General features: G+C 52.2%; 21 protein-coding genes. 7 read left to right on the forward strand and 14 right to left on the reverse strand.

Features of this window, described 5'->3' with window-relative positions; all coding sequences use genetic code 11:
• Positions 1 to 86 precede the first annotated feature (86 nt).
• From nadC to hofC, 4 genes are all read left to right on the forward strand, one after another.
• Positions 87 to 980 (forward strand): carboxylating nicotinate-nucleotide diphosphorylase, encoded by an 894-nt coding sequence (gene nadC, locus AABJ99_RS19330; RefSeq protein WP_001135153.1) that lies wholly within the window; start codon positions 87 to 89, stop codon positions 978 to 980.
• A 202-nt stretch (positions 981 to 1,182) separates the two neighbouring features.
• A complete protein-coding gene (gene ppdD, locus AABJ99_RS19335; RefSeq protein WP_000360904.1) occupies positions 1,183 to 1,623 on the forward strand; it encodes a prepilin peptidase-dependent pilin in 441 nt (146 codons plus the stop codon).
• Positions 1,624 to 1,632: 9 nt separating this feature from the next.
• Positions 1,633 to 3,018, forward strand: coding sequence for a type II secretion system protein GspE (gene gspE, locus AABJ99_RS19340; protein WP_032302388.1), 1,386 nt, complete (start codon positions 1,633 to 1,635; stop codon positions 3,016 to 3,018).
• Positions 3,008 to 4,210, forward strand: a complete 1,203-nt coding sequence (hofC, locus tag AABJ99_RS19345; RefSeq protein ID WP_039021825.1) for a protein transport protein HofC — start codon at positions 3,008 to 3,010, stop codon at positions 4,208 to 4,210. Before gspE ends, hofC begins: the two co-directional genes overlap by 11 nt.
• A 34-nt stretch (positions 4,211 to 4,244) precedes the next feature.
• On the opposite strand, the gene guaC is transcribed toward hofC, so the two are convergent.
• Entirely contained in the window at positions 4,245 to 5,288 is a 1,044-nt protein-coding gene (guaC, locus tag AABJ99_RS19350; RefSeq protein ID WP_039021824.1) for a GMP reductase, read from the reverse strand.
• Between the two features lie 155 nt (positions 5,289 to 5,443).
• Complete coding sequence (locus tag AABJ99_RS19355) at positions 5,444 to 5,488, reverse strand: protein YacM (RefSeq protein WP_120795372.1); 45 nt, start codon at positions 5,486 to 5,488, stop codon at positions 5,444 to 5,446.
• 24 nt (positions 5,489 to 5,512) lie between these two features.
• Here AABJ99_RS19355 and coaE point away from each other — a divergent pair, with 24 nt between their 5' ends.
• Genes coaE through yacG form a run of 3 tightly spaced genes read left to right on the forward strand, consistent with a single transcriptional unit; the run spans position 5,513 to position 7,083 of the window.
• On the forward strand, positions 5,513 to 6,133 hold the full coding sequence (coaE, locus tag AABJ99_RS19360; RefSeq protein ID WP_001269512.1) for a dephospho-CoA kinase: 621 nt from the start codon (positions 5,513 to 5,515) through the stop codon (positions 6,131 to 6,133).
• The gene (zapD, locus tag AABJ99_RS19365; RefSeq protein ID WP_001194743.1) at positions 6,133 to 6,876 is read left to right on the forward strand and encodes a cell division protein ZapD; all 744 of its coding nucleotides are present in this window, start codon (positions 6,133 to 6,135) and stop codon (positions 6,874 to 6,876) included. Before coaE ends, zapD begins: the two co-directional genes overlap by 1 nt.
• Before the next feature lie 9 nt (positions 6,877 to 6,885).
• Positions 6,886 to 7,083, forward strand: a complete 198-nt coding sequence (yacG, locus tag AABJ99_RS19370; protein WP_000005042.1) for a DNA gyrase inhibitor YacG — start codon at positions 6,886 to 6,888, stop codon at positions 7,081 to 7,083.
• 201 nt (positions 7,084 to 7,284) lie between these two features.
• Here yacG and mutT read toward each other — a convergent pair whose 3' ends face one another.
• From mutT to murD, 12 genes are all read right to left on the reverse strand, one after another.
• Positions 7,285 to 7,683 (reverse strand): 8-oxo-dGTP diphosphatase MutT, encoded by a 399-nt coding sequence (gene mutT / locus AABJ99_RS19375; RefSeq protein WP_000736034.1) that lies wholly within the window; start codon positions 7,681 to 7,683, stop codon positions 7,285 to 7,287.
• Positions 7,684 to 7,741: 58 nt separating this feature from the next.
• Positions 7,742 to 10,447 (reverse strand): preprotein translocase subunit SecA, encoded by a 2,706-nt coding sequence (secA, locus tag AABJ99_RS19380; protein ID WP_000905777.1) that lies wholly within the window; start codon positions 10,445 to 10,447, stop codon positions 7,742 to 7,744.
• 61 nt (positions 10,448 to 10,508) lie between these two features.
• Positions 10,509 to 11,021, reverse strand: a complete 513-nt coding sequence (gene secM / locus AABJ99_RS19385; protein ID WP_039021823.1) for a secA translation cis-regulator SecM — start codon at positions 11,019 to 11,021, stop codon at positions 10,509 to 10,511.
• Positions 11,022 to 11,251: 230 nt separating this feature from the next.
• Positions 11,252 to 12,169 carry a UDP-3-O-acyl-N-acetylglucosamine deacetylase gene (lpxC, locus tag AABJ99_RS19390; protein WP_000595482.1) on the reverse strand — a complete coding sequence of 306 codons (918 nt, stop codon included), beginning with the start codon at positions 12,167 to 12,169 and terminating at the stop codon, positions 11,252 to 11,254.
• Positions 12,170 to 12,269: 100 nt separating this feature from the next.
• Complete coding sequence (gene ftsZ / locus AABJ99_RS19395; protein ID WP_000462776.1) at positions 12,270 to 13,421, reverse strand: cell division protein FtsZ; 1,152 nt, start codon at positions 13,419 to 13,421, stop codon at positions 12,270 to 12,272.
• A 60-nt stretch (positions 13,422 to 13,481) separates the two neighbouring features.
• Positions 13,482 to 14,744, reverse strand: coding sequence for a cell division protein FtsA (gene ftsA, locus AABJ99_RS19400; RefSeq protein WP_000588474.1), 1,263 nt, complete (start codon positions 14,742 to 14,744; stop codon positions 13,482 to 13,484).
• Positions 14,741 to 15,571 (reverse strand): cell division protein FtsQ, encoded by an 831-nt coding sequence (gene ftsQ, locus AABJ99_RS19405; RefSeq protein WP_000075744.1) that lies wholly within the window; start codon positions 15,569 to 15,571, stop codon positions 14,741 to 14,743. Before ftsQ ends, ftsA begins: the two co-directional genes overlap by 4 nt.
• Position 15,572: 1 nt before the next feature.
• Entirely contained in the window at positions 15,573 to 16,493 is a 921-nt protein-coding gene (gene ddlB / locus AABJ99_RS19410; RefSeq protein WP_000130051.1) for a D-alanine--D-alanine ligase, read from the reverse strand.
• Complete coding sequence (gene murC / locus AABJ99_RS19415) at positions 16,486 to 17,961, reverse strand: UDP-N-acetylmuramate--L-alanine ligase (RefSeq protein WP_001096048.1); 1,476 nt, start codon at positions 17,959 to 17,961, stop codon at positions 16,486 to 16,488. Before murC ends, ddlB begins: the two co-directional genes overlap by 8 nt.
• A 53-nt stretch (positions 17,962 to 18,014) precedes the next feature.
• Positions 18,015 to 19,082, reverse strand: a complete 1,068-nt coding sequence (gene murG, locus AABJ99_RS19420; RefSeq protein WP_039021822.1) for an undecaprenyldiphospho-muramoylpentapeptide beta-N-acetylglucosaminyltransferase — start codon at positions 19,080 to 19,082, stop codon at positions 18,015 to 18,017.
• A complete protein-coding gene (ftsW, locus tag AABJ99_RS19425) occupies positions 19,079 to 20,323 on the reverse strand; it encodes a cell division protein FtsW (protein WP_001295532.1) in 1,245 nt (414 codons plus the stop codon). The genes murG and ftsW overlap by 4 nt, the downstream gene beginning before the upstream one ends.
• Positions 20,323 to 21,639 (reverse strand): UDP-N-acetylmuramoyl-L-alanine--D-glutamate ligase, encoded by a 1,317-nt coding sequence (gene murD / locus AABJ99_RS19430; protein WP_000796457.1) that lies wholly within the window; start codon positions 21,637 to 21,639, stop codon positions 20,323 to 20,325. The genes ftsW and murD overlap by 1 nt, the downstream gene beginning before the upstream one ends.
• Positions 21,640 to 21,641: the final 2 nt, after the last annotated feature.

Genomic DNA, 21,641 nt, shown 5'->3' on the forward strand with positions numbered 1-21,641 from the left:
CAGGATCTCCTTATATGTGGTGCTAATACCCGGTTCAGAGTAGCATGTTTCTACCTTATGATTCGTTAGCTATCTGGAGTTTTAACATGCCGCCTCGCCGCTATAACCCTGACACCCGACGTGACGAGCTGCTGGAACGCATTAATCTCGATATCCCCGGCGCGGTGGCCCAGGCGCTGCGGGAAGATTTAGGCGGAACAGTCGATGCCAACAATGACATTACGGCAAAACTTTTACCGGAAAACTCTCGCTCTCATGCCACAGTGATCACACGCGAGAATGGCGTATTTTGCGGCAAACGCTGGGTTGAAGAGGTGTTTATTCAACTGGCAGGCGACGATGTCACCATAATCTGGCATGTGGATGACGGCGATGTCATCAACGCCAATGAACCCTTGTTCGAACTTGAAGGCCCATCCCGCGTGCTGTTAACGGGCGAACGCACTGCACTTAATTTTGTGCAAACCCTTTCAGGGGTTGCCAGTAAGGTACGCCACTATGTCGAATTACTGGAGGGCACCAACACGCAGTTGTTGGATACGCGCAAAACCTTACCCGGCCTGCGTTCAGCTCTGAAATACGCGGTACTTTGCGGCGGCGGAGCGAATCACCGCCTGGGGCTTTCTGATGCCTTCCTGATCAAAGAAAACCATATTATTGCCTCCGGCTCAGTGCGCCAGGCGGTCGAAAAAGCGTCCTGGCTGCACCCAGATGCGCCAGTAGAAGTCGAAGTAGAGAATCTGGAAGAACTTGATGAAGCCCTGAAAGCAGGTGCCGATATCATCATGCTGGATAACTTCGAAACAGAACAGATGCGCGAAGCCGTCAAACGCACCAACGGCAAGGCGCTACTGGAAGTGTCTGGCAACGTCACTGACAAAACACTGCGCGAATTTGCCGAAACGGGCGTGGACTTTATCTCCGTCGGTGCGCTAACTAAACACGTACAGGCACTCGACCTTTCAATGCGTTTTCGCTGATTGCTGACAGATTTATCCGCTCCATCGCGGGCGGATAATCTCCCCTTTCCCAACTTTCTTCGTAACGCCTCGCAAATTTCTTGTCTTTCGCTGCAACGTAATAAAAAACTCCGGAAGCTGCTTTCCCGTTTCGTTTTTTGCCCCTCGCTTGTGCTGATGGCGTTTGCCAAAGTAGCGCCAACCAAATCAAGGAGCGAAACAAATGGACAAGCAACGCGGTTTTACACTTATCGAACTGATGGTGGTTATTGGCATCATTGCCATTTTAAGCGCCATTGGTATTCCCGCTTATCAAAACTACCTGCGCAAAGCCGCACTCACCGACATGCTACAAACCTTTGTGCCTTACCGTACCGCCGTAGAGTTGTGCGCGCTGGAACATGGTGGATTAGATACCTGCGACGGTGGCAGCAATGGCATTCCCTCGCCTACCACCACCCGCTATGTTTCAGCCATGAGTGTGGCAAAGGGCGTGGTGTCGCTGACCGGGCAAGAAAGTCTCAATGGGCTAAGCGTCGTCATGACACCGGGTTGGGATAACGCAAACGGCGTCACCGGCTGGACGCGCAACTGCAATATTCAAAGTGACAGCGCATTGCAGCAAGCCTGCGAAGATGTCTTTCGCTTTGATGACGCCAACTAAGGAGCGGCAATGAATATTCCACAGCTCACCGCCCTGTGTCTGCGTTATCAGGGAGTCTTGCTGGATGCCAGCGAAGAGGTGGTTCATGTTGCGGTGGTCGATGCCCCTTCGCATGAGCTACTGGACGCATTGCATTTCGCTACCACCAAACGTATTGAGATCACCTGCTGGACGCGCCAACAAATGGAAGGTCACGCCAGTCGCACCCAACAGACATTGCCCGTAGCTATTCATGAGAAGCATCAGCCCAAAGCAGAGTTGCTGACTCGAACGTTACAATCTGCGCTGGAACAACGCGCGTCTGATATTCATATCGAACCAGCGGACAATGCCTACCGCATCCGCTTGCGTATCGACGGTGTATTGCATCCTTTACCGGATGTTTTACCGGATGCCGGAGTCGCATTAACCGCCAGATTAAAAGTGCTGGGCAACCTGGATATTGCGGAACATCGCCTGCCGCAGGACGGGCAATTCACTGTCGAACTGGCAGGAAACGCCGTCTCATTTCGTATTGCGACCTTACCATGCCAGGGTGGTGAAAAGGTGGTATTAAGGTTGTTACAGCAGGTGAGCCAGGCACTGGATATCAACACGCTGGGGATGCAGCCGTTACAACTGGCGGACTTTGCTCATGCCTTGCAACAACCACAGGGACTGGTGCTGGTAACTGGCCCTACAGGCAGCGGCAAAACGGTCACGCTTTATAGTGCCCTGCAAACGCTAAATACCGCTGACATTAATATTTGTAGCGTCGAAGATCCGGTTGAGATCCCCATAGCCGGACTAAACCAGACGCAAATCCATCCGCGTGCCGGTCTTACCTTTCAGGGCGTTTTGCGTGCGTTATTGCGCCAGGACCCTGACGTCATCATGATCGGAGAGATCCGCGATGGCGAAACAGCAGAGATCGCTATTAAAGCGGCGCAAACCGGTCACCTGGTGTTGTCTACCCTACACACCAATTCCACCACTGAAACGCTGGTACGTTTACAGCAAATGGGAGTCGCCCGCTGGATGCTCTCATCGGCGCTTACGCTGGTAATAGCCCAGCGTCTGGTACGTAAACTTTGCCCACATTGTCGCCTGCAGCAAGGGGAGCCCATCCATATTCCAGACAATGTATGGCCGTCGCCGCTGCCCCGCTGGCAAGCACCCGGTTGTGTACATTGCTACCACGGTTTTTATGGTCGCACGGCCTTATTTGAAGTTCTGCCCATAACACCGTTCATACGTCAGCTTATTTCCGCTAATACCGACGTTGAATCGCTGGAAACGCACGCCCGACAGGCGGGTATGCGAACGCTTTTTGAAAACGGCTGCCTGGCCGTGGAGCAAGGCTTAACCACCTTTGAAGAGTTAATCCGCGTATTGGGAATGCCACATGGCGAGTAAGCAACTCTGGCGCTGGCGTGGCATAACCGGCGACGGCAATGCGCAAGATGGGATGCTATGGGCAGAGAGCCGTGCTTTGCTGCTCATAGCACTACAGCAACAGATGGTTACCCCACTTAGCCTGAAGCGAATCGCCATCAATTCTGCGCAGTGGCGAGGAGATAAAAGCGCGGAAGTCATTCATCAACTGGCGACGCTACTCAAAGCCGGGTTAACCCTTTCTGAAGGGCTGGCACTGCTTGCGGAACAGCATCCCAGTAAGCAATGGCAAGCGTTGCTGCAATCACTGGCGCTCGATCTCGAACAGGGCGTTGCCTTTTCCAATGCCTTATTACCCTGGTCAGAGGTATTTCCACCGCTCTATCAGGCAATGATCCGCACGGGGGAATTGACCGGTAAGTTAGATGAATGTTGCTTTGAACTTGCTCGACAGCAAAAAGCCCAGCGTCAGTTAGCCGATAAAGTGAAATCAGCGTTGCGTTATCCCATCATCATTTTAGCGATGGCAATAATGGTGGTTGTGGCAATGCTGCATTTTGTACTGCCGGAGTTTGCTGCTATCTACAAGACCTTTAACACCCCATTACCAGCGCTAACGCAGGGGATCATGACGCTGGCAGACTTTAGTGGCGAATGGGGCTGGCTGCTGCTGTTGTTCGGCTTACTGCTGGCAATAGCCAATAAGTTGCTGGTGCGCCGCCCGACCTGGCTCATCGTGAGGCAAAAATCACTGTTACGCATCCCAATTATGGGTTCACTGATGCGAGGACAAAAACTCACGCAGATCTTTACGATCCTGGCGCTGACACAAAGTGCAGGCATTACTTTTTTACAGGGCGTAGAGAGCGTCAGAGCAACAATGCGCTGTCCGTATTGGGAGCAACTTCTGACACAAATCCAGCACGATATTAGTAACGGTCATCCCATCTGGCTGGCGCTAAAAAATGCCGGTGAGTTTAGCCCGCTCTGTTTGCAATTAGTGAGAACAGGAGAGGTATCCGGCTCGCTGGATCTCATGTTAGACAACCTCGCCCGTCATCATCGGGATAACACCATGGCGCTGGCGGATAACCTTGCAGCCTTGCTCGAACCGGTGTTGCTGGTCATAACGGGAGGAATTATCGGTACGCTAGTGGTGGCAATGTATTTGCCAATTTTCCATTTAGGCGATGCGATGAGTGGGATGGGATAACGCTGGCGTGTTACTCCACGCCAGCATTGGGAGATTACAGATTGTTGAAGATGCGGTTTTCTTGTTCCTGTACACGGATAAACGTGGTGCGCTTGGTCAGCTCTTTCAGACGTGAAGCCCCAACGTATGTACAAGCTGAACGCAGGCCGCCCAAAATATCACGCGCGGTATGTTCAACCGGGCCTCGCAGCGGCAGCTTAACGGTTTTACCTTCTGCTGCGCGATATTCCGCAACGCCGCCAACGTGACGTTTCATCGCAGACTCGGAGCTCATGCCGTAGAACAGCATAAATTTCTCGCCGTTCTCCTCAACGATGCGACCACCGCTCTCTTCGTGGCCCGCCAGCATGCCGCCAAGCATGACGAAATCGGCACCGCCGCCAAAGGCTTTCGCGACATCGCCTGGCGTGGTGCAGCCACCGTCGCTGACGATCATTCCGCCCAGACCATGCGCAGCATCGGCACATTCGATCACCGCAGAAAGTTGCGGATAACCGACGCCTGTTTTGACGCGAGTTGTACAAACAGAACCGGGGCCAATGCCAACTTTAACGATATCAGCACCGGAGAGGATAAGCTCCTCACACATTTCACCAGTCACTACGTTGCCAGCACAAATGGTTTTGGTCGGCCACGCTTCACGCGCTTTCGCAACGAACTGCACGAAGTGTTCAGAATAACCATTCGCCACATCAATACAAACGAAGTTTAATGCCGGGTTCAGGTCGAGAATCTGTTTAGTTTTTTCGAAATCCGCATCAGACGTACCGGTAGAAACCATCACATGTTTCAGCACATCAGCGGAAGAATTGTTGATAAACGCTTGCCACTCTTCGACAGAATAGTGTTTATGCACAGCAGTCAGAATATCAAAAGAAGCCAGCGCAGAGGCCATAGAAAATGTGCCTACGGTGTCCATATTTGCGGCGATAATCGGCACGCCGGACCAGCTCTGACCTGAATGTTTGAAGGTGAATTGACGTTCCAGTTCAACATCGGAACGGCTTTTAAGAGTGGAGCGTTTAGGGCGGATGAGAACGTCTTTAAAACCTAACTTCAGATCTTCTTCAATACGCATGTGCGGATTCCTGGGGTTAATGGCTATAAGGGTAAGAGCGCAACTCCAGTGACGCTATCATACGCACTAATCAATGCGGCGCAAGACTGCGAAATTGTCTTTTTTTACGCTACAATCCCATAAATTTACCTGGTAAATAGTGAGCGAACGTTTCATCAATTTCGCTTTCGTGCGCTCATTTTTAACGTTTTGATAATCATGATGAATTCCCGGGAATATAAATTATGAGGTATATAGTTGCCTTAACGGGAGGCATTGGCAGTGGCAAGAGTACCGTTGCCAATGCGTTTGCTGATCTCGGAATTAACGTCATTGATGCCGATATTATTGCTCGTCAGGTGGTTGAACCAGGTGCACCTGCGCTACATGCCATTGCTGATCACTTTGGCGCTAACATGATTGCTGCTGATGGAACATTGCAGCGCCGGGCCTTGCGCGAGCGGATTTTCGCCAACCCGGAAGAGAAAAACTGGCTTAACGCCCTGCTGCATCCGCTGATTCAGCAAGAGACGCAACACCAGATCCAGCAAGCATCTTCCCCCTATGTACTTTGGGTTGTGCCATTGCTGGTAGAAAACTCATTGTATAAAAAAGCGAATCGAGTGCTGGTGGTGGATGTCAGCCCAGAAACGCAACTTAAACGCACCATGCAGCGCGATGATGTCACTCGCGAGCATGTCGAACAAATCCTTGCTGCTCAGGCAACGCGCGAAGCTCGCCTTGCCGTGGCAGATGACGTCATTGATAATAACGGCGCACCGGATGCTATCGCATCGGATGTTGCCCGCCTGCACGCACACTATTTGCAGCTTGCGTCGCAGTTTGTCTCACAGGAAAAACCGTAATGCAGACCCAGGTCCTTTTTGAACATCCACTAAATGAAAAAATGCGTACATGGCTGCGCATTGAGTTTTTGATTCAGCAACTCACCGTTAATCTACCCGTCGTTGACTACGCTGGCGCTCTGCATTTCTTCCGCAATGTCAGTGAATTACTGGATGTTTTCGAGCGCGGCGAAGTCCGTACTGAGCTGTTGAAAGAACTTGACCGCCAGCAGCGCAAACTCCAGACCTGGATTGGCGTGCCTGGCGTGGACCAGAGCCGTATTGAAGCATTAATTCAGCAGTTAAAAGCGGCGGGGAGCGTATTAATTTCCGCGCCGCGTATCGGGCAATTTCTGCGTGAAGATCGTTTGATTGCTCTGGTGCGTCAGCGACTGAGCATCCCAGGCGGCTGTTGTAGCTTTGATTTACCTACATTGCACATTTGGCTGCATCTACCCCAGGCGCAGCGCGACAGCCAGGTAGAAACCTGGATTGCCAGCCTGAACCCGCTCACCCAGGCACTTACCATGGTGCTGGATTTAATTCGCCAGTCGGCCCCCTTCCGTAAACAAACCAGCCTGAATGGTTTTTATCAGGATAACGGTGGCGATGCCGACTTGCTGCGCCTGAATCTGTCACTCGATTCACAGCTTTATCCGCAAATTTCCGGTCATAAGAGCCGTTTTGCCATTCGTTTTATGCCGCTGGACAGTGAAAACGGACAGGTACCGGAACGTCTGGATTTCGAACTGGCCTGTTGCTAAGGAGTAAAAATGTCAGAAACTATTACGGTGAATTGCCCAACCTGCGGGAAAACGGTGGTGTGGGGTGAAATCAGCCCGTTTCGGCCATTTTGTTCCAAACGTTGCCAGCTGATCGACCTCGGAGAATGGGCTGCTGAAGAAAAACGAATCCCCAGCAGTGGCGATCTTTCCGAAAGCGATGACTGGAGCGAAGAGCCAAAGCAGTGACATTTTATCTGATGCGACGCTGGCCTGATAAGACGCGGGCAGCGTCGCATCAGGCATCGTGTGCAAATGTCGGATGCGGCGGGAACGCCTTATCCGACCTACAAGACCTTACATATCAACGTGTTAAAATTGTAGATACTGATAAGACGCGCCAGCGTCGCATCGGGCATCTTGTGCAAATGTTGGATGCGGCATAAACGCCTATCCGACATACACACGCTTAAGCTTCGCAAGTACCGGTTCATTGGCTGGCGGAAAATCATCGGCATTCAGACCAACCAGCGACATCCACTCACCGGGTTGCCCTTCTTTACCCCACGGCTCCCCTTCCCAGCTTTCGACCAGCCAGAACCACAGTGTTATATGCCTGTCCGGGAATTCATATTCCAGTTTTTCAAATAGCGAATAATGTTGTGGGGTAATCCCGACTTCTTCCTGAAGTTCACGCACCACCGCCTGTTCCGGCGTTTCGCCCATTTCAATTTTACCGCCAGGAAACTCCAGTTTATTCGCCATGTGCGCATCTGCGGCGCGACGGGTTATAAAGATTTCATTGTTCTCGTTGCGAATAATACCTACCGCAATTTGCAGCTTTTTCATTGTCTTAAACCTATAAAAAAGGCGCAGAATCCTGCGCCTTTTACTTCAACTGTTAGCTTTATTGCAGGCGACCGTGGCACTGCTTGTATTTTTTACCAGAACCGCACGGACAAGGATCATTACGTCCAACTTTGCGTTCACCGGTTTGTGCCGCCAGTGCAGCTGCGGCTGCAGAGTCGTCATCCTGATGGCTAAGCTGCTGCATTTGCGCTAAACGCTCGGCTTCCATACGACGCTGTTGTTCCAGCTCCTCAACCTCTTCAGGCATACGTACCTGGACTTTGCTCAGCGTGCTGATGACTTCATATTTCAGCGACTCCAGCATCGCTGCAAACATGGAGAACGATTCACGTTTGTATTCCTGCTTCGGATCTTTCTGTGCATAGCCACGCAGGTGGATACCTTGACGCAGATAATCCATCGCCGCCAGGTGCTCTTTCCACAGGGAGTCAAGCGTTTGCAGCATGACGCCTTTCTCGAAGTGACGCATCATCTCAGCGCCAACCACTTCTTCTTTACGCTGATACACTTCGATGGACTGCGCCAGAATACGCTCACGCAGCGTCTCTTCATGCAGTTCTGGCTCTTTGTCCAGCCACTCGGCAATCGGCAAATCGAGGTCGAAATCGTTCTTCAGACGTTCCTGCAGCCCCGGAATATCCCACATTTCTTCCAGCGACTGCGGTGGAATGTAGGCATCGATGGTCGCTTTGAACACATCTTCACGAATGCTGTTGATGGTATCGCTCACATCGCTGACATCCAGCAGTTCATTACGCTGGGAGTAAATGGCGCGACGCTGATCGTTAGCCACGTCATCATATTCCAGCAGTTGCTTACGAATATCGAAGTTACGGCTTTCAACTTTACGCTGAGCGTTGGCAATCGCTTTGGTCACCCACGGGTGCTCGATGGCTTCGCCTGGTTTCATACCCAGTTTACGCATCATGCCGGAAACACGGTCAGAAGCAAAAATACGCATCAGCGCATCTTCCATCGACAGGTAGAAACGGGAAGAACCGGCATCCCCCTGGCGCCCAGAACGACCGCGTAGCTGGTTATCGATACGACGAGATTCGTGACGTTCTGTACCGATGATATGCAGACCACCTGCAGCCAGTACCGCATCGTGGCGCACCTGCCAGTCGGCCTTAATTTTTTCAATTTGCTCTGCGGTCGGATTTTCCAGCGCGGCAACTTCTGCCTGCCAGCTACCACCGAGCACAATATCTGTACCACGACCCGCCATGTTGGTCGCGATAGTCACCGCAGCCGGATAACCTGCCTGAGCAACAATCGCCGCTTCGTTGGCGTGGAATTTGGCGTTCAGGACGTTGTGCTTAATACCGGCTTTGGTCAGTTCGTTTGACACCAGCTCAGATTTTTCGATGGAGATAGTACCCACCAGCACTGGCTGGCCCTTCGCGGTACGCTCTTTGATATCTTCGATGATCGCCTGGATTTTTTCCGCTTCAGTCATATAGACCAAATCAGGCAGATCTTTACGAATCATCGGACGGTTGGTCGGAACAACAACGGTATCCAGCTTGTAGATTGAGCTAAATTCGAAAGCTTCGGTATCAGCAGTACCGGTCATGCCCGCCAGTTTTTCATACAAACGGAAGTAGTTCTGGAAGGTGATCGACGCCAGCGTCTGGTTTTCGTTCTGGATCTGTACTCCTTCTTTCGCTTCCACTGCCTGATGCAGGCCATCGGACCAACGACGTCCCTGCATGGTACGACCGGTGTGTTCGTCAACGATGATAACTTCACCATCTTTAACGATGTAGTCGACGTCTCGGGTAAACAGCGCATGAGCGCGCAGCGCCGCCGTTACGTGGTGCATCAGCATGATGTTGGCCGGAGAGTACAGAGACTCCCCTTCATCCATGATGCCTTCTTTCACCAGCAGTTCTTCAATCAGCACCAGACCACGTTCGGTCAGGTTCACCTGGCGAGATTTTTCGTCCACCGAGAAGTGGCCTTCGCCCTGGAAGGTTTCGGAGTCTTCTTTTTCCTGACGGATCAGGTGCGGAATAATTTTATTCACGCGTTTATACATTTCCGAGCTGTCTTCTGCCGGGCCGGAAATGATCAGCGGTGTACGCGCTTCATCGATCAGGATGGAGTCCACTTCGTCCACCAGCGCATAGTGCAGTTTACGCTGTACACGTTCTTCAGGGCTGAACGCCATGTTATCGCGCAGGTAGTCAAAGCCGTATTCGTTGTTCGTACCGTAAGTGATGTCAGCTGCGTAAGCTTCACGCTTCGCCGGTGCTGGCATGCCCGGCAGGTTGATACCGACAGTCAGGCCAAGGAATTCAAACAGCGGACGGTTGTTTTCGGCGTCACGTTGCGCCAGGTAGTCGTTGACGGTAACAACGTGTACGCCCTTACCGGTTAATGCGTTCAGGTAAGCAGGCAGCGTTGCGGTCAGGGTTTTACCTTCACCGGTACGCATTTCCGCGATGCAGCGTTCGTTAAGAACCATACCGCCGAGTAACTGAACGTCGAAGTGACGCATACCAAAGACGCGCTTACTTGCCTCACGCACCACAGCGAAAGCTTCTGGGATCAGATTTTCCAGCACTTCGCCTTTTTCCAGACGTGCACGAAACTCTGCGGTTTTCCCTTTCAGTTCTTCGTCGGAGAGTTTTTCCATCTCCGGTTCCATGGCATTGATGATGTTGACGACTTTGCGCATCCGGCGCAGGGTGCGATCGTTACGACTACCGAAAACTTTAGTTAATAATTTGATTAGCATAATAAAATCTCAAACGCCCCGCGTTGCGGAGTCAATAAAATGAAGTAAAGGTTTATTGTTGTTAGCTGAGGCGTTGAGGGCCAGCACGGATGCCTTGCGCCTGGCTTATCCAGACGGGCGTGCTGAATTTTGCTTGCGGGGTAAAATGCGCATAATCAATGCGATAACCCTTTTCAGACGGCGTGCCTTCCTGGGTCAACAGCGCGCTGAGCGTATCCAGTAATGCAAGATGTTGCGCCTGAAGAGGCAAAGATTCTTCAGCAACGGGCAGCGTTTGCGGTGCCATTGCGAAGGAAAGATGACGGATTACCGTGCGAATGGCATGTTGATGCCAGTAATCAACGGAATAGTTCGAATTCGGGCGGCGCGTGTTCGCTTCCAGCATGGCCAATTGACCAAAGTTAACTTTGGCTGAAGGCTCGTGGTTGCGGGTTGTCGCTTTTGCGGGCGCGTTTGGTTCGGCGGCGTTGCTGAGCGCAGGCAAACCTAAACTCGCCGCGACCATCCCTAATAAGAGATGCGGCCAGAAGTAGCGTTTACCAAACTGTCGCCAGCGCGTCAGTATTCCACTCACGTTATTGCCATCCCGATCGTATTCAAACGTATTTAGCGCACAAATCTTATCATTAAAGCCTGAAGTCCACAGCACGAATGAAGATAAGTTGTGCGTAAAAGTGCTTAAGAAAACAGCGTTCGCACCGTTTTTTATCGTTCTTATAAAATTCAAAAAAAAACGACTGGTTCACCTGGCCGGAGAGAGTGCCAGATTTGCCAGTCGAATTTTATACGACAGTATAAATGTCGTTATGCCAGTACGGCTGAAGGCGCTTTGAAGGCCAACGGCAGTTCTGCGTCGTCCTGGAAGGTCACATATTCCCAGGCTTCCTGTTTTGCAAGGACAGCCTGCAGCAGTTTGTTATTCAGTGCATGACCAGATTTATAAGCGGTAAATGCACCAATAATATTGTGACCACACATGAACAAGTCACCGATCGCATCGAGCATTTTGTGACGCACAAATTCGTCTTCAAAACGCAGGCCGTCTTCGTTCAGTACGCGATAATCGTCAACAACGATGGCACAATCGAAGCTGCCGCCCAGGCACAAACCACGGGACTGCAGATATTCGATATCACGCATGAAACCGAACGTACGCGCACGGCTGATCTGGCGCATAAACGCATCAGCGGAGAAGTTCATCGCATAGCGCTGGTTACTGGAGTCAATAGCCGGATGGTTGAAATCGATGGTGAAATCCAGCGAAAAACCATTGTACGGCTTAAATTCAGCCCACTTATCGCCATCTTCGACACGAACAGTCTCTTTGATGCGAACAAATTTCTTGGCGCAGTTCAACTCGTCGATACCGGCGTCAAGCAGCAGGTATACAAACGGAGCGGCGCTGCCGTCCATGATCGGGATTTCCGGCGCGTTAACTTCGATAACAATGTTATCGATGCCGAGGCCTGCGAGAGCAGCATTGAGGTGCTCTACGGTTGAAATCCGTACATCATGCTCGTTGACCAGACACGTACAGAGCATGGTATCACGCACAGATTTGGCATCGGCCGGGAAATCTACCGGTGGATTCAAGTCGGTGCGACGATAGATGACCCCGGTGTTGGCCGGCGCAGGGCGTAACGTCAGGGTGACTTTCTTGCCGGTATGTAAACCGACACCCGTCGCCTGAACGATACGTTTAAGTGTCCTTTGTTTGATCATCGTATTATCTCGCCAAATTACCTATCCAACCGAAGTGTACTATACATTCGGCGGGCCAGTTTAGCACAAAGAGCCTCGAAACCCAAATTCCAGTCAATTCTTAATCAGCTTGCTTACGCAGGAATGCTGGGATATCCAGATAATCCGGCTCTTTCGCAGTTTGCGGCGCATTGTCATTCACGACTTTAGCAACCGGCTTCTGCTCCTGGGTCAGCGGAGCCATCCCGTGCTGCTGGTAGCGATCCATCACTGGCTGCTGAACCTGCTTATTGGTCACCAGAGTGATTTCAGGACGTTTGTCCATGCCTATACCTGTCGCAACAACGGTTACGCGCAGCTCGTCATTCATATCCGGGTCAAGAGAAGTACCGATAACCACAGTTGCGTTGTCGGATGCAAATGCACGGATGGTGTTACCTACCGTTTCGAACTCATCCAGACGCAGGTCGAAGCCCGCCGTGATGTTAACCAGCACGCCGCGCGCGCCAGACAGATCGATATCTTCCAGCAGCGGAGAGGAGATAGCCATTTCAGCAGCTTCTTCCGCACGGTCTTCGCCGCTCGCCACACCAGAACCCATCATTGCGTAGCCCATTTCAGACATTACGGTACGTACGTCTGCAAAGTCCACGTTCATCAGGCCTGGACGAGTAATCAGTTCAGCGATACCTTGCACAGCACCTTTCAGTACATCGTTCGCTGCGCCAAATGCATCCAGCAGGGAGATACCGCGGCCCAAGACTTTCAGCAGTTTGTCGTTAGGGATAGTGATCAGAGAGTCCACATGCTTGGACAGTTCAGTGATCCCCTGCTCAGCGAATGCCATACGCTTCTTGCCTTCAAAGTTGAAAGGCTTAGTCACGACAGCAACGGTCAGGATCCCCAAATCTTTTGCCACTTCAGCGACAACTGGTGCTGCACCAGTACCGGTACCACCACCCATACCCGCAGCAATAAAGACCATGTCTGCACCTTCCAGCGCCGCACGCAGTGCATCGCGATCCTCATCAGCCGCATTACGGCCAACTTCTGGATTTGCGCCAGCTCCCAGTCCTTTGGTGATACCGCTACCGATTTGAATCGTCTGTCCAACCGCTGTTTTACGCAGCGCTTGTGCATCGGTATTTACCGCGAAGAATTCAACACCTTCAATGCGCTCGCGCACCATGTGTTCAACAGCATTACCGCCGCCGCCGCCGACGCCGATGACTTTAATCACCGCGTCATTGGTAAGTTCCATTGGTTCAAACATAGTTTCTCTCCGATTTGTGCCTGTCGCCTGAGGCCGTAATTATCGTCGACCTCATAAAAATTAAAACTCTTTTCGCAGCCAACTATTGAGTCGCTTGATCCACGAGCCAACTGATGCTGTAACACGTTTTTCTACTTCAGCTTCACCGTTAAGATGTGACTCTTTCCCGTAGTGAAGCAATCCCACCGCCGTCGAATAATACGGCTCCTGAGCATAATCCGTTAAACCGGTAATGTTCAGCGGCGCGCCGATGCGCACCTGCGTATGAAACACGCGCTGAGCACAAGCTGCAAGCCCTTCAATCTGCGCTGCGCCACCGGTTAATACAATGCCTGCCGCCAGGTGATGTTTAACCCCTTGTTGGCGAAGCTTTTCCTGCAACTGCAATATCTCTTCGTTGACCAGGTTGAGCAGTTCGGTATAGCGTGGCTCGATCACCTCTGCCAGGGTCTGACGTTGCAGACTCCGCGGTGGACGACCGCCTACGCTCGGCACTTCCACGCTCTCATCTTTTCCAACGATGGAACCCAGCGCACAACCGTGGCGAACTTTAATCGCTTCGGCGTCGCTTGGCGGCGTGCCAAAGGCGTAAGCGATATCACTGGTCACGACATTGCCAGCATAAGGAATTACCTTAGTGTGGCGCAATGCCCCACCGGTATAAACGGCGATATCCATTGTACCACCACCGATATCGACGACGCAGACACCCAGTTCACGTTCATCTTCCGTCAATACCGAATAACTTGATGCCAGTCCGGCAAATATCAGTTGGTCAACTTTCAGCCCACAACGTTCAACCGCTTTGACGATGTTTTTCGCCATATCGTTGTGACATGTGATCAGATGCACTTTTGCCTGCATCCGCACGCCCGAAAGTCCTACCGGATTCTTGATCCCTTCCTGATAGTCAATCGCATACTCTTGCGGGATCACATGCAGCACACGATGCTCATCGCGCACACGCACTGATTTCGCGGTATGGACGACGTTTTCCACATCTTCTTGCGTCACTTCTTCTTCAGAAATAGGCACCATACCAATTTCATTCTGGCAGCTGATGTGCTTACCAGAAAGCGCCAGATATACCGAAGAGATCTGACAATCTGCCATCAATTCTGCCTGGTCAATGGCGCGTTGTACGCACTTGACCACGGATTCGAGGTCGTTTACCCCGCCTTTATCCATACCACGCGACGGGCAGCTGCCCACGCCAATGATATTGACCATACCGTCGGGCAGAACTTCCCCTACTAAAGCGGCAACCTTCGCGGTACCAATCTCCAGTCCTACTACCAGTTTTCTGTCCGTCGCCTTGATCATTGTTGTTCTGCCTGTGCCTGATTTTGTTGCTGAGTAGATTCCTCTGGCGGCAAGGGCGCCCAGCCTACTGCCGCTCCAGAGTCATAACGCAAATCAACGTAGCTAATCCGTTTGCCATCGGTTTGCGCCTGCTGCTGTAAAACCGGATAAAGTTCTACAAAGCGAGCCAAACGTTTCATCGTATCGCCCCGGCCAAGATTGAGCTTAATATCGTTATTCAGCGTCAACTGCCAGGAACGCCGCGCGGTCATCGCCGCTTCCTTCAGAGTAAATCTGTCCTTTGCCAGCATCTGCCCCATTTCGCGATAGCCCTGCAACACTTCATTGGCGCTGCCTTCCGGGCCATACAGCATTGGAAGCACCTGCTTGCTGGTGCGATCTGGCGGCACGCTGAAAGTGTTTCCTTCCGCGTCTACCATATGTTGATCATTCCACCGCGCAATAGGCACATATTCAACCAGATGAATCTTCAATTCATCAGGCCACTGCTTTCTGACGCTCACCTGCTTAATCCACGGCAGGCGTTGTTCTATTTGCGTCTGGATGATGTTGACATCCTGGGTCATAAAGGTACCTGGCTCACCCAATGCCAGGATCGACTGCCGGATATCGTCATTACGCGTGTAATGGCGTTCACCGGTCAACACCAGCTTTGAGAGCGGCAGGCGTTGCGCATCTTCCATCCAGCCCAACACGACCCAGCCGCTCACCAACACTGTCGTTAAAACGGTCAGCAGGAAAAGGATCCCCGCCAGACGCGTTCCATTATTGCGGCGAGAAGAAACCTCTTCTTCGCTGTTTCGCGTGTTCAGAGCAGCCTGCGACATATTAGTCCGCCAGTTCCAGAATTCGTACTACCAACTGCGAGAAGCTCATACCTGCCTGACGTGCCGCCATCGGCACCAGGCTGTGGCTGGTCATACCCGGTGAGGTATTGGCTTCCAGCAGATAAAACTGTCCATCGCTGTCCAGCATAACGTCAATACGTCCCCATCCTTTGCAACCTAACGTCGTCCATGCTTTCAGCACTAATGCCTGCAAATTGGCCTCTTGTGACGCTTCCAGACCTGCGGGGCAGAAATACTGTGTCTCATCAGAGAGATACTTCGCCTCATAATCATAGAAGGTTCCGGCCGGTTGAATACGTATTGACGGTAAAATTTCTTCACCAAGTATCGCAACCGTGAACTCCGGCCCACTTAGCCATTTTTCAATCAATACTTCTTCATCGTGCTGAAATGCCAATCTTAATGCATCTTGTAGAGCATTTTCTGCTACTACTTTTGACATTCCCACGCTGGAACCTTCGCGGCTCGGCTTAACGATAACCGGCAAACCTAAGGCAGAAATTTCTGCTAACTGCTTATCGCTCAGGCCTTTTTCAAACTCTGCGCGGGTTAATGCTACCCACGGCGCTACCGGTAAACCAGCGCCCTGCCAAAGCAATTTGCTGCGTAGTTTATCCATTGAAAGCGCAGATGCCATTACTCCGCTGCCGGTATAAGGCAAGCCCATCAGCTCGAGCATGCCCTGCAACGTGCCATCTTCACCACCGCGACCGTGTAGTGCGATAAACACTTTCTGAAAGCCCATCGACTTAAGTTGTGTCACGTCAACTTCTTTCGGGTCGACAGGATACGCGTCAATACCGCCTTCACGCAGCCCGGCTAACACCGCTGCGCCAGAATTCAAAGAAACTTCCCGCTCGGCGGAGGTCCCGCCCAACAGGACCGCGATTTTATCAGTCATGTTGTTCTTCCTCCGGAGTTTGCGGCTTCAGTTTGATTTCAGCTAAAGAACGAGCAATTTTTCCGATATTACCGGCCCCCTGAACGAGAATCAGGTCGTTACCGGTTAATACTGGTGCTAGCATTTCGGCTACCTGCGCTGGGTCCGGCACCAGAATGGGATCAATTTTCCCACGTCCACGAATTGTGCGACACAGCGAACGGCTGTCCGCTCCCGGAATTGGCGCTTCGCCAGCCGGATACACTTCCAGCATCAACAGGGTATCAACCTGCGTCAGCACATTGGCGAAATCATCATACAGGTCACGCGTACGGGTAAAACGATGCGGCTGAAACAGCATTACCAGATTTTTATCCGGCCAGCCTGCACGCGCCGCTTTAATGGTGGCATCCACTTCGGTCGGATGGTGACCGTAGTCATCAACCAGCATTGCCGTACCGCTTTTACCATTCACTGGCTCCAGCGGGAATTCACCGAGGAAATCAAAACGGCGACCAGTCCCCTGGAAGCTCTCCAGCGCACGCAAAATAGCCTCGTCGTCAATTCCCTCTTCCGTAGCAACCGCAACCGCAGCTGCGGCGTTCAGCGCGTTATGACGGCCTGGCGCATTCAGGGTGACGCGCATCGGCTCTTTGTCCTGGCGCAGCAGCGTAAAGTGCCCTTGCGGGCCAATCTGCTGATAATCTTCTACACGCACGTCGGCATCTTCGCTGAAGCCGTAAGTCGTGGTCTGACGCCCCACACGCGGTAACAATTCGCGGATCACCGGATCATCAACACACATCACCGCACGACCGTAAAACGGCAGGTTGTGCAGAAAATTAATAAAGGTCTGTTTTAAATTCTCAAAGTCGCCCTGGTAGGTATCCATGTGGTCGGCTTCGATATTGGTGACAATCGCCACCATCGGTTGCAGATGCAGGAACGATGCATCGCTCTCATCTGCTTCGGCAATCAGGTACCGACCATGCCCCAAACGCGCATGAACGCCCGCCGCTTTTACCAGCCCACCGTTAACGAAGGTTGGGTCGAGTCCCGCTTCTGCGTAGATGCTGGAAACCATCGCAGTGGTTGTCGTTTTGCCGTGCGTTCCGGCAATGGCGATGCCATGACGAAAACGCATTAACTCAGCCAGCATTTCAGCACGACGGATCACCGGAATACGCGCTTCATGAGCTGCGACAATTTCCGGGTTATCGGCAGAAATCGCGCTGGAAACAACGACCACGCTGGCATCACGTACGTTTTCCGGGCGATGGTTGAAATAAATCGTCGCCCCAAGATTCATTAACTGCTGCGTGACCGGATTTGGCGCTAAATCGGAACCACTGATCTGATAACCTTCATTGGCCAGAACTTCGGCAATACCGCCCATACCGGCACCACCGATGCCGACAAAATGTATGTGCCGAACGCGACGCATTTCGGGCACGATGGAACGCAGTTTTGCCAATTGTTGTGTATTCATTCTTTACGCCATTAACTTCTTACATTCATACGATGCAAAAGGCATCGCTACAATTACGCCCGGGCAGCCCGGCTCACTTCATTTGCCACTCGCTCGGTGGCATCCGGAATGGATGCAGCACGGGCGCGTTCTGCCATGGTTAATAAGGTTTCTCGCGACCACCCGGCCAGGGTGTTGGCGACAGCATCCACGCTAAGCTGTGGCTGCTCGATAATTTTGGCTGCGCCCGCTTTTTCCAGCGGTAGAGCATTCCAGTATTGCTGGCGGTCTTTATGTTGAAACGGCACAAACAACGCCGGTAGTCCTGCCGCAGCGATTTCACTCACCGTTAACGCACCGGAGCGGCAAACGACGACATCCGCCCACGCATACGCCGCCGCCATATCATCAATAAATTCCGTCACTTTATGCTGCGGTTGCCCTGCTTCGGCATATGCCTGTTCAACGGTTTGTTGCGAACCTTTGCCGCTCTGATGCCAGATAGTGACTGAATCGCCCAGCTTTGCTGCAACCTGCGGCATTGTCTGGTTAAGAATACGTGCGCCCTGGGAACCACCCACTACCAACACACGAACCGGACCTTCACGTCCAGCCAAACGTTGCTGCGGCAGTGGCAACGCCAACACATCGGTACGAACAGGATTACCCACCACTTCCGCATTAGGGAAAGCGCCTGGAAACGCCTGCATCACTTTGGTGGCAATCTTTGCCAGCCATTTATTGGTTAAGCCCGCAATACCGTTTTGTTCATGAAGTACAACCGGAATGCCTAACGACCACGCGGCCAGACCACCTGGGCCTGATACGTAGCCGCCCATACCGAGCACCACATCAGGTTTGAACGCTTTCATAATCGCCCGTGCCTGACGCCAGGCGTTAAAAATACGCAGAGGCGCAGCTAACAGTGCTTTTATACCTTTACCACGCAGACCAGAGATACGAATGAAATCAATTTCGATGCCATGTTTTGGCACTAAGTCCGCTTCCATACGGTCGGCAGTCCCCAGCCAGCGAACTTGCCAACCCTGAGCCATTAGATGGTGCGCAACCGCCAGTCCCGGGAACACATGTCCACCGGTTCCGCCGGCCATCACCATTAATCGCTTTCCTTGACCACTCATCGTGAACCTCGTACAAACGCCTGCGCTTTCTCCAGACGCGTTTCATAATCAATACGCAACAGCATCATGATGGCTGTCGACATAATCAGTAAGCTCGAACCACCGTAACTGATCAGCGGCAATGTCAGACCTTTGGTCGGTAACATCCCCGCCGCCGCACCTACGTTAACCAGCGCCTGGAAGCTAAACCAGATGCCAATGGAACAGGCGAGAAAACCGGAAAAACGATGGTCAATTTCTAATGCTTTACGGCCAATCGACATCGCACGAAAAGCGACGAAGAATACCATTAAAAGTGCTAGTACCACACCGACATAACCTAATTCTTCGCCGATAATGGCGAAAATAAAGTCAGTGTGTGCTTCCGGCAGATACTCCAGTTTTTGAACCGAGTTACCTAAACCTTGCCCCCACAGTTCGCCGCGACCAAACGCCATCAGCGATTGCGTTAACTGATAGCCGCTACCAAAGGGATCTTCCCACGGATTCCAGAATGCGGTAACACGGCGGATACGGTACGGTTCGGCGAGGATCAGTAACACAACCGCTGAAATCCCCATGCCGATAATGGCAATGAACTGCCACAATTTCGCCCCCGCCAGGAACAACATCGCCAGCGTAGTCACAAACAACACCACCACCGTACCAAGGTCTGGCTGTGCCAGCAGTAACACTGCCAACACCAGAATCACGCCCATCGGTTTCAAGAAGCCGCGCAGGTTATTACGCACTTCGTCGCCTTTACGCACCAGATAGTTGGCGATATAGCAAAACAGCGACAGTTTTGTCAGCTCCGCAGGCTGGATACGCAGCAAGCCGAGATCGATCCAACGCGATGCCCCTTTAACAGAGCTACCCACTACCAGAACGATCATCAACAGGATGATTGAACCGAGTAGCATCGTAGCGCTGTAACGTTGCCAGAACTCCATCGGCAGACGCAGCGTAATGATCGCCAGAATGAACGCCAGGATCAGGTAGACACCATCACGCTTAGCGAAGAAAAAGGGATCGTTAGTCAAGCGTTGTCCGATAGGCATTGATGCGGACGTCACCATGATAAAGCCGATCGCCGCGAGGCCGAAGGTCAGCCACAGTAAGGTGCGATCGTACATGATCAGGCTGTCGGTATCTTTTTCCCGCGAGCCCATCACCCAGCCCTTTAGCGCCGTGGAGATCCAGACCAGGATACTGAATCCTGGCAGGCGCGGCATTTTCAGGCGAGGGAGAGATAAACGCATCAACCTAACTCCTTCGCCAGACGGGCAAACTCATTGCCTCGTTGTTCAAAGTTCTTGAATTGATCAAGGCTGGCACAGGCCGGGGAGAGCAGAACCATATCTCCTGGTTGAACACGAGGAGCCAGCAAGCGCATCGCCTGTTCCATGGTTTCGGTTTGTTCTGCCACTTCCGGGCGCAGTGCCGCCAGCTGTGCGCCGTCACGACCGAAACAATACAAACGTACGTTATCGCCATTCAGGTAACGTGCCAGCGGACTAAAGTCCGCCGATTTACCATCGCCGCCCAGCAACAAATGCAGCGTGCCATCTACGTGCAGGCCATTGAGCGCCGCTTCCGTACTGCCGACATTGGTCGCTTTCGAGTCGTTAATCCAGCGCACACCGTTATGTTCCAGCACCACTTCAAAGCGATGCGGCAAACCAGTGAACGTAGTTAACGCTTTCAGGCTACTGGCGCGTGGCAAACCAGCTGCGTCTGCCAGCGCCAGTGCCGCCAGCGCATTGGTGTAGTTATGCTGACCGGAAAGTTTCATCTCTTTCACGTTCAACACTTTCTCGCCTTTCACCCGCAGCCAGGTTTCACCCTGCTGATGATTCAAGTGATAGTCGCCCATATTGATACCAAAGCTAACGCAGCGTTCATCCGCACCACGAATCGGCATTGTTAAGGCATCATCAGCATTAACCACGCAAACTTTCGCATTTTCATAAATGCGCAGTTTTGCCGCACGATACTGCTGTAAACCAAATGGATAGCGATCCATATGATCTTCAGTCACGTTCAGAATGGTCGCTGCTACCGCCTGTAAGCTGGAGGTGGTTTCAAGCTGGAAGCTCGACAGCTCGAGCACGTACAGTTCGCACTCATCATCCAGCAGCATCAACGCAGGCAGGCCAATATTGCCACCCACACCAACGTTAACCCCCGCCGCTTTCGCCATTTCACCCACTAGCGTGGTGACCGTGCTTTTGCCGTTAGAACCGGTGATCGCCACAATCGGAGCTTGTGCTTCGCGGCAGAATAGCTCGATATCACCAACGATTTCGATTCCGGCATCAGCGGCAGCGCTTAAGGATGGATGCGCCAGTGCAATACCGGGACTGGCGACAATCAGATCGGCCGCCATCAGCCATTCATCATTCAGACCGCCCGTGTGGCGTTCTACGGCTTCGGGTAATTTATCCAGGCCAGGCGGTGTCATACGCGTATCCATAACGCGCGGCGTCACACCGCGAGCGAGGAAAAAGTCCACGCAAGAAAGCCCGGTGAGGCCCAGGCCGATAATGACGACATTTTTACCCTGGTAATCAGCCATGA

It is taken from the genome of Escherichia coli (genome assembly GCF_036503815.1).
In the GTDB taxonomy this organism is placed as follows: Bacteria; Pseudomonadota; Gammaproteobacteria; order Enterobacterales; family Enterobacteriaceae; genus Escherichia; species Escherichia coli_F.

Coding starts and splice junctions, on each gene's coding strand:
- ftsZ (WP_000462776.1), bottom strand. CDS start 13,421: ATGTTTGAACCAATGGAACTTACCAATGACGCGGTGATTAAAGTCATC.
- ppdD (WP_000360904.1), top strand. CDS start 1,183: ATGGACAAGCAACGCGGTTTTACACTTATCGAACTGATGGTGGTTATT.
- ddlB (WP_000130051.1), bottom strand. CDS start 16,493: ATGACTGATAAAATCGCGGTCCTGTTGGGCGGGACCTCCGCCGAGCGG.
- ftsW (WP_001295532.1), bottom strand. CDS start 20,323: ATGCGTTTATCTCTCCCTCGCCTGAAAATGCCGCGCCTGCCAGGATTC.
- murG (WP_039021822.1), bottom strand. CDS start 19,082: ATGAGTGGTCAAGGAAAGCGATTAATGGTGATGGCCGGCGGAACCGGT.
- lpxC (WP_000595482.1), bottom strand. CDS start 12,169: ATGATCAAACAAAGGACACTTAAACGTATCGTTCAGGCGACGGGTGTC.
- yacG (WP_000005042.1), top strand. CDS start 6,886: ATGTCAGAAACTATTACGGTGAATTGCCCAACCTGCGGGAAAACGGTG.
- guaC (WP_039021824.1), bottom strand. CDS start 5,288: ATGCGTATTGAAGAAGATCTGAAGTTAGGTTTTAAAGACGTTCTCATC.
- hofC (WP_039021825.1), top strand. CDS start 3,008: ATGGCGAGTAAGCAACTCTGGCGCTGGCGTGGCATAACCGGCGACGGC.
- coaE (WP_001269512.1), top strand. CDS start 5,513: ATGAGGTATATAGTTGCCTTAACGGGAGGCATTGGCAGTGGCAAGAGT.
- mutT (WP_000736034.1), bottom strand. CDS start 7,683: ATGAAAAAGCTGCAAATTGCGGTAGGTATTATTCGCAACGAGAACAAT.
- ftsA (WP_000588474.1), bottom strand. CDS start 14,744: ATGATCAAGGCGACGGACAGAAAACTGGTAGTAGGACTGGAGATTGGT.
- gspE (WP_032302388.1), top strand. CDS start 1,633: ATGAATATTCCACAGCTCACCGCCCTGTGTCTGCGTTATCAGGGAGTC.
- murD (WP_000796457.1), bottom strand. CDS start 21,639: ATGGCTGATTACCAGGGTAAAAATGTCGTCATTATCGGCCTGGGCCTC.
- murC (WP_001096048.1), bottom strand. CDS start 17,961: ATGAATACACAACAATTGGCAAAACTGCGTTCCATCGTGCCCGAAATG.
- zapD (WP_001194743.1), top strand. CDS start 6,133: ATGCAGACCCAGGTCCTTTTTGAACATCCACTAAATGAAAAAATGCGT.
- secA (WP_000905777.1), bottom strand. CDS start 10,447: ATGCTAATCAAATTATTAACTAAAGTTTTCGGTAGTCGTAACGATCGC.
- nadC (WP_001135153.1), top strand. CDS start 87: ATGCCGCCTCGCCGCTATAACCCTGACACCCGACGTGACGAGCTGCTG.
- ftsQ (WP_000075744.1), bottom strand. CDS start 15,571: ATGTCGCAGGCTGCTCTGAACACGCGAAACAGCGAAGAAGAGGTTTCT.